Here is an 11981-nt window from a genome sequence, read left to right on the forward strand (position 1 = left end):
TACTAATAATTGCAAAAAAAGGGAAGCTGTTAACTCCCCTCTTTCTTTATTAACGACTAAGATTTTGTCTAATTTCAGCCTTCATGAACAAACGAGTTACATCAAATTCAATATTTGAAATCATTTCTTCAAACATTCTGTAACCAGAATCTTGATATTCAACAAGTGGATTAAGTTGTCCATAACCACGAAGTCCAATTGATTGACGCAATTGATCCATTGCATCAATGTGATCAGTCCAGCGATCATCAACAACACGTAAGATAACAACTTTTTCGAATTCAAGCATTTGACTAGGATCGCCTAATGCCTTTTCCTTATCTTCAAAGTTCTTTTCCACAATGTCGTATAACTTCTTCTTTAAGTCCTCGACACTAATAGTCTTAAAGTCAATTGAATCTGTAACTTGTTCAGAAGTTAAACTTGAAGAAATAAAGTCGCGCAATGAATCAAGACGCCATTCGCTTCTATCGCCTTGAGTAAACATATCAACTTGACTATCAATTGTACGGTGAATCATCGGAACTAAAACATTCTTTAATGATTTATCAGCATTAATTACTTGCATTCTTTCACCGTAAATAATTTCACGCTGAATACGCATAACATCATCGTATTGCAAAGTTTGCTTACGAGTATCGTAGTTGTTACCTTCAACACGCTTTTGAGCTGATTCAACTTGGCGAGTGATTAAACGACTTTCAATTACCTTATCATCATCATTGTCTGATAAACGATCCAAGAAGTCTTTAACACGGTCTCCACCGAAACGCTTCATCAAGTCATCTTCAAGTGATAAGTAGAAACGAGTGTAACCTGGGTCACCCTGACGACCAGAACGACCACGAAGCTGGTTATCAATACGACGTGATTCGTGACGTTCAGTACCAATTACGGCTAAACCGCCAAGTTCCTTAACACCAGGCCCAAGCTTAATATCAGTACCACGACCAGCCATGTTAGTAGCGATAGTAACAGCTCCACGTTGACCGGCATTCATAATAATTTGAGCTTCTTTTGCGTGATTCTTAGCGTTTAAAACAGCATGTGGAATACCTGCTTCATCAAGCAAATTACTCAATCTTTCTGAACTCTCGATGGCTACAGTACCAACTAGCACAGGTTGACCTTTAGCATGGCGCTTCTTAATTTCTTCAACTACAGCATGGAATTTTGAATCCAAAGTTGGATACAAAATATCAGGCATATCTTTTCTAGCAATTGGACGGTTAGTTGGAATTGTGATTACCTGCATATTGTAGATTTCACGAAATTCTTCTTCTTCAGTCTTAGCAGTACCAGTCATACCAGATAACTTCTTGTACATTCTGAAGAAATTCTGGTAAGTAATTGTAGCTTGCGTCTTTGATTCTTCTTGAATCTTAACGCCTTCCTTAGCTTCAATTGCTTGGTGTAAACCGTCTGAGTAACGACGTCCTTCCATTACACGACCAGTGAATGAGTCAACGATTAAAACTTCGCCGTCTTGAACAACGTAATCGATATCCTTAAGCATGATGTAGTTAGCACGAAGAGCTTGATCGATGTGGTGAACCAACTTTTGGTTTTCAACATCATATAAGTTTCTTAAACCAAAGTGCTTACATGCCTTTTCAATCCCAGTTCTAGTAAGAGAAATGGTCTTGGTTGGCCAATCGATCTTATAATCGCCATGATCTTCGTCATCATCTGCATCGTCATCGCTCTTATCTTCAGATAAAGTCTTAACAAAGCGATCTGCACGAATATAGTCACTATTTGCTTGTTCAGCTTCACCAGAAATAATCAAAGGTGTTCTAGCTTCATCAATCAAAATTGAGTCAACTTCGTCGATGATGGCGTAATTAAGTGGACGTTGTACCATTTGCTCTTTATAAACAACCATGTTGTCACGCAAATAGTCAAAGCCTAATTCTGAGTTAGTTGAATAAGTAACATCACAATTATAAGCTTCACGCTTTTCATCTGGAGACATTGAATTTAAGTTCAAGCCCACAGTTAAACCAAGCCACTTATAAAGTTGACCCATTTCTTCTTCGTCACGGCTGGAAAGATATTCGTTAACAGTAACAACGTGTACGCCTTTCCCCTCAAGGGCATTCAAATAAACAGGCATCGTAGCTGTCAAAGTCTTACCTTCACCAGTCATCATTTCGGCAATGTTACCATAGTGAAGTGCAATACCACCTAAAATCTGAACGTGGAAAGGATAAAGACCAAGCACACGCTTAGCACCTTCACGAGCAACAGCAAATGCTTCTGGCAAAAGATCATCTAAGCTTTCACCCTTCTTGAGTCGTTCACGGAACTCAGGAGTTTTAGCTTGTAATTGCTCATCAGTAAGCTTGCTCATTTCATCGGCATAGCCTTCTACCTTGTTGGCATATTTTTCGAATTTCTTAAGTTCTCTTTTATCGTCGTTATATAATTTCTTTAAAATATTTACCATTAAATCGGTCCTTATATATCGTAAAGTCTAAAAATACAGATTAATTTTAACATGATTATTTACAAATTTAAAATATTCCAAATAAAAACCTCGCGTTTATCTCACGCGAGGTTTGACACTAGTAATTATTTTACCTTAATTATTCGTTAGTTTCAATTAAACCATAACGACCATCGTTTCTGCGGTAAACAACACTAGTACCATTGGTTTCAGCATCTTCAAATACAAAGAAATCATGTTCCAACATGTCCATTTGTAAAATTGCTTCTTCTGGATCCATTGGCTTTAAGCTTACACGCTTGTTACGAACGATATCAAATTCGCTAGGCTTCTTTTCTTCTTGAGGTTGTTCCACAAAGAAATCTTGTAAACCTTTTTCACGACTCTTTCTGTTTACACGAGTCTTGTACTTTCTAATTTGACGTTCAAGTTTCTCCGAAACGAAGTCAATGCTACGATACATATCGTCCGTGGTTTCTTCTGCTCTCAAAACTAAGTATGGTAAAGGAATAGTAACTTCGACCTTAGCAGAGCGGTCACGGTAAACTCTTAAGTTTACGTGTGCGATCACGTCTTGACTTAATTCAAAATATTTTTCTAATTTATTTAACCGTTTTTCAACATAACTTCTTAAAGCGTCAGTTACTTCAATATTTTCTCCACGAACATTGTACTTTAACATATAAGATTCTCCTTTCACCGCTATGCGGTTTTTCTTTACACTTATATTATACCAAAAAATGAAAGCGTTTCATAACAAATCTAACGACAAATTGAAAAGCTTTCAATATGCATCCCTGGAAACCTTGATTTTAAGCAATCTCGTGCATGATAAAGCGTCCGTCCAGTAGTATAAATATCATCTAATAGCAACACTTTCCCTGTCTGTATATTTTCTTTTATTTTTATAGTTTTATCAATAAAAAAGCTTTGGGGCGTTTTTAGCCGCTCCTCTTTGTTTTTCTCACCTTGAGCATGACTACCTTCTTTTTTAGCTAAAAGCGGCGTAAGGGACACAATATCTCCATAAACAGCCGAAATTGTATCGAACTGTCTCTTAACCTGGTGCCCAGGTGAGGTAGGCACAGGAATATAATAATCAAACTCCGTTTTAGATAAATAGTCCCAGCTTAATTCTTGCAATACTTCCCGTAAAACATAATCTCCTCTTCGCTTATACGCCACCATCAAATCATGAAAAGCAGAATTATACCGATATAATGCAGAATTATGCAAAACTTCACCTTGATATATCTTTTGCCACTTTTTACAATCACTACAAATAATCCCTTGCTCCATCATTTTCGAACATACTGAGCAACGATTTCCCGTCAATTTTTCAAATTGATTCAAACAATGAAAGCAAATCTTAGGCTGCCTAAAATTTTTTAATGAGAAAATTTGGGCAAATTTAATTGGAGGAATAAATTCTTGCTCACATAATAGACATTGTCTCATTTATTCATCCCCTTAATTTGCTTGATACTGCTGCGAATATTTTTAGTGTAACGATGATAGCAATATAGCACTAAACCTGTTTTGTCTTCTTTCGCTCTACCCACTCGTCCCGCAATTTGCACTAAACTTGCGGCAGTATAAATAGGATCATCGGCTGCAACAATAATTACCCAAACATTTTTAAAAGTTACTCCACGTTCCAAAATCGTAGTAGTCAAAAGAATGTCATACTTTCGCTCTCTAAAAGCCGCAACTTTTTCTATTCTTTGAGAATCTTGTGCATGCACTCCAACGATTTTCACGTTATTATCTTTCAACTTCTTTTTTAAAGCTGCCAAATAGATCGGAATTTGTTCAATTCGAGGTACAAAAATTAACAAGGGATGCTCGCTTCTTACTACCTTTTTTACTTCGGCAAGCAAATTAGCGTGAATTTGTCCTTTTTTATTTAAAAACGGCTTAATAAATAATTTCTCCCTTGGTACCGGTAAAAGTCCACCATGAAATCTCCGATTGAGCTTTAAGATTTCAATTTTTCCCTGCTTAACCTCTTCTAATAAGTCTTCTGTCGGCGTGGCTGTTAAATACACGCGCACTCCATCTTTTTTTACGGCATTTTTAGCTGCAAAATGCAATTGATCATTTCCCACATAAGGAAACGAGTCTACTTCATCAATCACTAACAAATCAAAAGCTTCATAAAATTTCAATAACTGATGCGTAGTACAAATTGTCAATTGATCCAAATTTGGTTCTTGGTATTCTCGCCCGTGATATTTGCCAATCTCAATTTCCGCAAAAGCTGCTTCAAATCGTGGAAATAGTTCATTAACCACGTCGATTCTGGGTGTGGCAATACATGCACGTTTTCCATTCTTCATGCACTCCGCAATTAGCTGAAACAGCATCTCGGTCTTTCCTGCACCAGTTACTGCATGAACTAAGCTGCTTTTCTTTTGTTTAAAATTTAAAACTAAATTATCTGAATTTTTTTGTTGCAACGTAGTCAGCTGCCCATTCCAAGTCATTCCACCATTCGGTAACTTTGAAAATTGGCTCGCATTTTGACAGCGAACCAAAACATCTCCCTCATTTGCTCTTCCTAAACCAATACAAGCACGGCAGTATAATTTGCCACTTGGTAATTTACATTCGACTTTACTGCCACATCGGTTGCACAACCCATTTTCAATTACCGGAACTTTGCTACAATCTTCAAGTGTGCTAGAATCCTTTTGATTAACAATCCATTGACGACCCGATAATAGAGTTAAATCTTCCATATTTTTCACCTCTATTATCTATTACGCAAAAAGAGGCGATTTTTTTGTCAAAAGAAGAAAATTTTTTAACTATTAAAGAAAATGGCGCTGCCGAACTAGTAATCAAGAAGAGTAAATTTATTGCTAACATGGCACGAACCACTACTACAGATGAAGCAAATGAATTCATCCAGGAAATTTCAAAGAAATATCGTGACGCTACCCACAACACATTTGCCTATACTATCGGTTTAAATGATGATCAAGTAAAAGCAAGTGATAACGGTGAACCTTCAGGCACAGCTGGCATCCCCGAATTAAAAGCGCTGCAATTAATGAACTTAAAAAATATCACTGTCGTTGTAACCAGATATTTCGGTGGCATTAAGCTCGGTGCAGGTGGCTTAATTCGGGCTTATTCCAATAGCGTAACCAACGCTGTAGAAAAAATTGGCGTGGTTAAACGTGTCCTGCAACAAGAACTTATTTTCAGCGTGCCTTATAATCGGTTTGATGAAGTTGATCATTACCTTAAGACGAATAAAGTCTTCATAGCTGATACTGAATACGGTGTAGATATCAAAATTCATATTTTTTTAGATATAGATGATCAAGAACAAACAAAAAAAGATTTGACCAACCTTTTGGCTGGTCAAATCAGTTTCACTAATGGTGAAAAACGCTACAACGAACTTCCAGTTGAACAAAATAATTATCATGAACAATAAAGAGTTTGGCTAATAACCAAACTCTTTATTTTGTATTCTTTTTATTTTTTAATTGGTCAGGCTTCTCGTCGCCCAAATGCCAAACTTCAACTGTAGGATCAGTTTTGCTTTTTTGATTAATGATTTTCTGGATAACATGCATTAATGGATGATACTTTTCACCCAACAAGCCGATTGATTCCACAAAATATTCAAGTGCAACCAACAATCCCAGAATTAATAACCATGTTCCCCAAGCCGGAGAAAGCAAGAATAATAATGAGATGAAAGAAAAGACCAAAGACAATGCATAGATCGTTAAAACCGTTTGTCTATGAGTTAATCCCATTCTCATCAATTGGTGGTGCAAGTGGTGTTTATCCGCCTCTGAGATAGGTTTTTTATTTAATTTTCTCCGAATCATGGCATAAACCGTATCGGTGATTGGCACACCTAAAATTATGATCGGTACTAATAAAGAAATAAAAGTTACATTCTTTAAACCTTTCAGTGAAAGAACCGCAATCATAAATCCAATATATAATGCACCTGTATCTCCTAAAAAGATCTTAGCTGGATGGAAATTATATGGTAAAAAACCTAATAAACATGCGGCTAACATAAAACAAGCTATAGGCACATATAGCTGATGCGTGTGTAAAAAGAAATATCCTACGATTCCCATGGTCGTTAGAGAAATCATTGATACCCCATCTGCTAGCCCATCCAGTCCATCAATCAAATTGACTGCATTAGTTAAAGCTAATATCCAAAAAATGGTAATTGGAAAACTCCACCAACCAATATTAACTTCGTGCGTGACAAAAGGAATTTTTAAGACATTCATTCGAATACCTGCCAAGAAATAAATGATCAATGAGGCAATAAAAATGCCGAACATTTTTTGTCTAGGCTTTAATTCAAGAATATCATCTATCAATCCCGTCAACACAATTACACTTGAAGCTAATAAAATCGAAAAGATTTCATGGGTAGGAAATTGCTCTCGTAACAGTACAAATGCACCGATATTAAAAGTAACGAAAATTCCTAATCCCCCGATAGTAGGCATTGGCTTCTTATTAACCCTACGTGCATTAGGATTATCAACAGCTCCCAATACGAAAGCCAAACGCCGAATAAACGGCGTAATAGCCGCCGAGATAATTACCAATAAAAATAATTCAACAATGATTTTAAACATATTTGGCTACTTTCCTTATTTACTCGTTCTAATTATACAAGTAGAGTCGGTTTTGCACAAATAACAAAAAAGGTTTGAAACTTTTAATTTCAAACCTTTTTAAATTTATTTAGCGATCGCTACAACTCGTTTTTCACGGATAACAGTAATTTTAATATTACCAGGATAATCAAGTTCTTTTTCAACCTGATTACGAATATCCCGTGCCAAAATAACTGTACGATCATCTGAAATTTCATCAGGTTCTACCATCACGCGAACCTCACGTCCCGCTTGAATGGCATAAGCCTGCTTGACACCTTGATAGCTCTTAGCTATCTTTTCTAATTCGGTCAAACGCCTGATGTAATTTTCTAGACTCTCACTTCTTGCACCTGGTCGAGCTGAAGAAATCGTATCTGCTGCAACTACAAGTTCAGCAATAAACGATAACTTAGGCACATCACCATGGTGTGCAGCAATCGCGTTAACTACAACATCGGATTCATGATATTTACGGGTCAACTCTACACCAATTTCTACGTGTGAACCTTCAATATCATGATCGATGGCTTTACCAATATCGTGTAATAATCCCGCGCGAACTGCTAATTTTTCATCTAGACCTAATTCGGCAGCCATAGTACCAGCTAATTTACCAACTTCAATTGAGTGTGACAAGACATTTTGCCCATATGAAGTACGATACTTGAGTCGTCCAAGCGTCTTAACGAGTTCTGGATTCATACGGTGAATTCCAAGTTCCATTAAGGCACTTTCACCAGCTTCATAAATATCGTCATTAACTTCTTTACGAGCTTTATCAACCATTTCCTCAATTCTAGCTGGATGAATTCTCCCATCCTTAATCAAACGTTCCATTGCTCTCTTCGCAATTTCACGTCTAATTGGATCGAAGCCACTCAAAGTTACAACCTTTGGTGTATCATCAATAATTAAATCAATACCAGTTAAAGCTTCAAATGAACGAATATTGCGACCTTCACGTCCAATAATACGTCCCTTCATCTCTTCATTTGGTAGATCAACAACAGACACGGTAGTTTCTGCTACAGTATCTGCTGCACTACTCTGAATTGCATCAACTATAATTTGGTTAGCATAATGATCAGCTTTCGCTTTAACTTCTTCATTACTATTTCTAATCAATTCGGCACGTTCTTTAACAAGCTCATCAGATAATTTATTAAGCACAATCTTTTTTGCTTCTTCTTTATCCAACTTAGCTACGTCATAAAGCTTTTGCCGTCTAGCTTCAACTAATTCATCAGCTTCAGCTAATTTTGCCTTTAAGCTAGTATCTTGCTGCTTTAATTGATCTTCCTTTTGAGTGAGTCCAGCTTCTCTTTCATCTAACAAAGAATTTTTGTGATCTAAAGTATCTTCACGTTGCTTTAAACGATTTTCTTGACGAGCTAAATCATCCTTTTTTAAATTTAACTTGTCTTCAGTCTTTTGCTTATAATCACGAATTTGTTCTTGAGCTTCAAGAATTTTTTCTTTCTTAGTATTTTCAGCACTTTGCTTAACAGCTTCTGCTGCTTGCTTTTGTGCATTAACCTCTGCTTCTACCGCAGCTACTTGTGCTCGAGCATCGGCTAAAATATGATCAGCATCATTTTGTGCATTCTGAGCTTTTTGTTCCCAAGAATGTTTACGAATAGCATAGCCAATCACTGTACCCACCAAAATTGAAACAATGGCAGTTGCGACGGGAATCATAATAATTGTATTCATGATTACTATCGCCTTTTTTTAGAATTATTCACACAACTTTTATGATAAAGAACCTGTTGGTCCATGTCAATCCACAAGAAAAAACCTTGGAACATAATTCCAAGGTAAAAATCATTTTTTATTTATCATCAGTTGTATTTTTAGCTTTAGCAGACTTCTCTGCTTGAGTCTTTTCACGCTTTTCCTTTATTTTTTCAGGATCTTCACGATCAGCTACTGATTTCTCATCAATACCATATGCCTGACGAACTTGTTGTTGAATATCTTGGTAAATATCTGGATGATCTTCAAGATATTTCTTAGCATTTTCTCGTCCTTGGCCGATACGATCGCTCTTATATGAATACCATGATCCAGCCTTATCAATGATATCCTTGTCAGCAGCCATATCAAGTAATTCTCCACTTTGAGAAATACCTTTACCATACATGATATCTACTTCTGCTACCTTAAATGGTGGAGCAACCTTGTTCTTTACAACTTTAATCTTGACGCGGTTACCAATTACATCACCAGATTGCTTAATCTGTTCTGCTCTTCTTACTTCAAGTCGAATAGTTGAATAAAACTTAAGAGCACGACCACCAGGTGTAGTTTCAGGGTTACCGAACATAACCCCAACTTTTTCACGAATCTGATTAATGAAAATTGCAATAGTCTTAGTCTTGGAAATTGTTCCTGATAACTTACGCAAAGCTTGACTCATTAATCTAGCTTGAAGACCAACATGGGCATCCCCCATTTCGCCTTCAATTTCTGCACGTGGAACTAAAGCAGCAACAGAGTCGACAACCACAATATCAATAGCACCACTAGAAATTAAAGTATCAGCAATTTGTAGTCCTTCTTCACCAGTATTAGGTTGAGACAAAATAAGTGAATCAATGTCTACACCTAAAGCTTCAGCGTATGCTGGATCCATTGCGTTTTCAGCATCAATATATGCAGCTGTACCACCACGTTTTTGCACTTCAGCTACTGCATGAAGAGCAACAGTAGTCTTACCAGATGATTCAGGTCCATATACTTCAATAATACGTCCCCGAGGATAGCCACCAACACCAATAGCAGCATCTAAAGCAAGTGAACCTGTTGGAACTGTTGAAATTTGAGTATCGGCCTTCTCACCCATACGCATAACAGCACCTTTACCAAAGTTCTTTTCAATTTTCTTGAGCGCTGCATCTAAAGCAGCCTTTTTTTCATCTTTGGGCATGTTTTCCTCCTAAATTTTTGTACTCAATAATTATACTTTGATCATTATCTACTTTGCAAGCAATATACAAACTAATGTTCAAAGTATTTAGCCTACACTATTAAATACGCAAAAAAAGGTAATTTTTTTTTTGAGAAAATAAAAAAAGAAGCAATTCTATGCTTCTTTTAATTTATCTTTAATTTTACATGGATCCTTTGAATACGCCCCATGATTGGTGGAAGTAGTCGTAACCTGAGTAAATAGTAAAGATCAATGCAAGGTAAAGTAAAATTGTACCGATGTACCAGAAGTTACCGATCAATAAGAAGATGATTGATAACATTTGGCAAGTAGTCTTGATCTTACCAGGCATTTTAGCTGCCAAAACTTGTCCCTTGTTTTCAGCTAAAATCAAGCGCAAACCAGTAACTGCTAATTCACGACAAACGATGATTGCAACAACCCAAGCTGGAGCAAGCTTCAATTCAACTAAGAAAATAAATGCAGTCATAGTCAACATCTTGTCTGCCAAAGGATCAGCAAACTTACCAAAGTTGGTAACCATGTTGCGTGAACGAGCAATATGACCATCAAACCAGTCAGTAGCTGAAGCTACGGCAAAAACAATAGCTGCAATTACCCAGCTCCAAACAACAGTTGAACCAGCGGCTTCAGTATGAGCATCCCCACCGAAAATTATAATTAACATAAATACTGGAATCAAAAAGATTCTAAAAACAGTAAGTTTATTAGGTAAATTCATTCTTCTTATTTTCTCCTAAGCTTTAATTACCATTATTTTCATCACCGCTGCCACCATTATCATTTCCACCGGCATTGTTATTTTGCGTAGTGGTTGTTGATGATTGAGTAGCTGATGATTGTTGTGTTTGACTACTTTGTCTTGTTTGACTGCTTTGAGCAGCTGATGATTGTTGGTGACTAGTTTGAGTGTTGTGTCTAGTAGTAGAGCTGCTCTGAGTTTGATTTTGAGTAGTAGTATTACTGTTATTAGTATTATTATCGCTAGTCGTTCCATTTTGACTAGTATTGTCATCAGTATGATGAGTAGTAGTCTTCTTAGCCTTTCCAATTAACAAAGTAATTGTTCTGTAGCTATTATTAGGTACGTATGGGACCTTCTTGCCACCGATCTTAATCGAACTACCATTATCATTACCCAAGGTAATTACAACTCGTTCAGCGTTTGAAGGTAAAGTAAGGGTATGCTTTTGCTTAGCAATTAAAGTTCCTTGCCAGCTATTTGCATTGCCATTAATTTGTACTCCCGCAGAAGTATTTTGAGTTGAACCTGCCTTAACAACTAAACGACGATTTCTCTTAAGACCAAGGACACGGTATTCATTGTCATTAATCTTTTTAATCTTAACTGTATTTACAGCAACTGGCTTAGTCTTCTTAGAAGATGACGATGATGTCTTCTGTGATGATACAGTTACGCCGCTGTTATCAGTATCATGATGCTGACCACTTGATGAAATACGTGCATACAATACGTATACAACTAAGATTACGATAATTACACCTAATGCGATTGCGATTCTTGGCAAGTAATTCTTCCACAAATTCTTCTTGTTATTTGTAGTTTCACGAACCTCTTCGCTCTTATTATCAATTGAATTCTCTACATATTCATCAGGATCCGCTTCTGGAACATCCTCATGATAGTCACTGAGTAATTCTTTCCCATCTAATCCAACTACTTGAGCGTATTGTCGAATAAATGCCCTAACATAAAAGTCACCAGGAAGCTTATCAAATTCATCCTTTTCAATTGCTGTTAGATATCTACTTTGAATCTTAGTTGCTTTTTCGATATCTTCAATTGAAAGTCCCTTTGCCTCTCTAGCACTCCTTAATTTCTCTCCGATGTCTGCCATATTAACCTCTTCAAAATTAAATTTAACAAATTGAGTATACCATAAAATTTCGTTTACAACTTCTT

At 36.6% G+C, this 11981-nt stretch carries 10 protein-coding genes; 1 reads left to right on the plus strand and 9 read right to left on the minus strand.

The genetic code is table 11. The features are described from left to right. Positions 1-49 precede the first annotated feature (49 nt). From secA to B5E95_RS00795, 4 genes are all read right to left on the minus strand, one after another. Positions 50-2449 carry a preprotein translocase subunit SecA gene (gene secA, locus B5E95_RS00780; RefSeq protein ID WP_087235407.1) on the minus strand — a complete coding sequence of 800 codons (2400 nt, stop codon included), beginning with the start codon at positions 2447-2449 and terminating at the stop codon, positions 50-52. Between the two features lie 139 nt (positions 2450-2588). Next, positions 2589-3131, minus strand: coding sequence for a ribosome hibernation-promoting factor, HPF/YfiA family (hpf, locus tag B5E95_RS00785; RefSeq protein ID WP_087175641.1), 543 nt, complete (start codon positions 3129-3131; stop codon positions 2589-2591). Positions 3132-3211: 80 nt separating this feature from the next. After that, entirely contained in the window at positions 3212-3907 is a 696-nt protein-coding gene (locus tag B5E95_RS00790; RefSeq protein ID WP_025005161.1) for a ComF family protein, read from the minus strand. Continuing rightward, positions 3904-5190 (minus strand): ATP-dependent helicase ComFA, encoded by a 1287-nt coding sequence (locus B5E95_RS00795; protein WP_087235408.1) that lies wholly within the window; start codon positions 5188-5190, stop codon positions 3904-3906. The genes B5E95_RS00790 and B5E95_RS00795 overlap by 4 nt, the downstream gene beginning before the upstream one ends. Positions 5191-5234: 44 nt before the next feature. On the opposite strand from B5E95_RS00795, the gene B5E95_RS00800 reads away from it, so the two are divergent. Then, complete coding sequence (locus B5E95_RS00800) at positions 5235-5897, plus strand: YigZ family protein (protein ID WP_056945512.1); 663 nt, start codon at positions 5235-5237, stop codon at positions 5895-5897. A 25-nt stretch (positions 5898-5922) separates the two neighbouring features. Here B5E95_RS00800 and B5E95_RS00805 read toward each other — a convergent pair whose 3' ends face one another. The 5 genes from B5E95_RS00805 to B5E95_RS00825 all read right to left on the minus strand — a co-directional run bounded on the left by B5E95_RS00805 (position 5923) and on the right by B5E95_RS00825 (position 11916). Beyond that, the gene (locus B5E95_RS00805; protein WP_056945578.1) at positions 5923-7080 is read right to left on the minus strand and encodes a glycosyltransferase family 4 protein; all 1158 of its coding nucleotides are present in this window, start codon (positions 7078-7080) and stop codon (positions 5923-5925) included. Positions 7081-7185: 105 nt separating this feature from the next. Then, the gene (gene rny / locus B5E95_RS00810) at positions 7186-8817 is read right to left on the minus strand and encodes a ribonuclease Y (protein WP_087175639.1); all 1632 of its coding nucleotides are present in this window, start codon (positions 8815-8817) and stop codon (positions 7186-7188) included. A 118-nt stretch (positions 8818-8935) separates the two neighbouring features. Further along, positions 8936-10033, minus strand: a complete 1098-nt coding sequence (gene recA, locus B5E95_RS00815; protein WP_087175638.1) for a recombinase RecA — start codon at positions 10031-10033, stop codon at positions 8936-8938. A gap of 184 nt (positions 10034-10217) precedes the next feature. Next, complete coding sequence (pgsA, locus tag B5E95_RS00820; RefSeq protein WP_025005498.1) at positions 10218-10778, minus strand: CDP-diacylglycerol--glycerol-3-phosphate 3-phosphatidyltransferase; 561 nt, start codon at positions 10776-10778, stop codon at positions 10218-10220. A gap of 22 nt (positions 10779-10800) precedes the next feature. Beyond that, positions 10801-11916, minus strand: a complete 1116-nt coding sequence (locus B5E95_RS00825; RefSeq protein WP_087175637.1) for a helix-turn-helix domain-containing protein — start codon at positions 11914-11916, stop codon at positions 10801-10803. Between the last annotated feature and the right edge of the window lie 65 nt (positions 11917-11981).

The sequence above is a fragment of the Lactobacillus gallinarum genome, from assembly GCF_002160635.1.
GTDB classification, from domain to species: domain Bacteria; phylum Bacillota; class Bacilli; order Lactobacillales; family Lactobacillaceae; genus Lactobacillus; species Lactobacillus gallinarum.

Excerpts from the sequence above, each read along its gene's own strand:
- secA (WP_087235407.1), bottom strand. The coding sequence starts at position 2,449 with ATGGTAAATATTTTAAAGAAATTATATAACGACGATAAAAGAGAACTT.
- hpf (WP_087175641.1), bottom strand. The coding sequence starts at position 3,131 with ATGTTAAAGTACAATGTTCGTGGAGAAAATATTGAAGTAACTGACGCT.
- B5E95_RS00790 (WP_025005161.1), bottom strand. The coding sequence starts at position 3,907 with ATGAGACAATGTCTATTATGTGAGCAAGAATTTATTCCTCCAATTAAA.
- B5E95_RS00795 (WP_087235408.1), bottom strand. The coding sequence starts at position 5,190 with ATGGAAGATTTAACTCTATTATCGGGTCGTCAATGGATTGTTAATCAA.
- B5E95_RS00805 (WP_056945578.1), bottom strand. The coding sequence starts at position 7,080 with ATGTTTAAAATCATTGTTGAATTATTTTTATTGGTAATTATCTCGGCG.
- rny (WP_087175639.1), bottom strand. The coding sequence starts at position 8,817 with ATGAATACAATTATTATGATTCCCGTCGCAACTGCCATTGTTTCAATT.
- recA (WP_087175638.1), bottom strand. The coding sequence starts at position 10,033 with ATGCCCAAAGATGAAAAAAAGGCTGCTTTAGATGCAGCGCTCAAGAAA.
- pgsA (WP_025005498.1), bottom strand. The coding sequence starts at position 10,778 with ATGAATTTACCTAATAAACTTACTGTTTTTAGAATCTTTTTGATTCCA.
- B5E95_RS00825 (WP_087175637.1), bottom strand. The coding sequence starts at position 11,916 with ATGGCAGACATCGGAGAGAAATTAAGGAGTGCTAGAGAGGCAAAGGGA.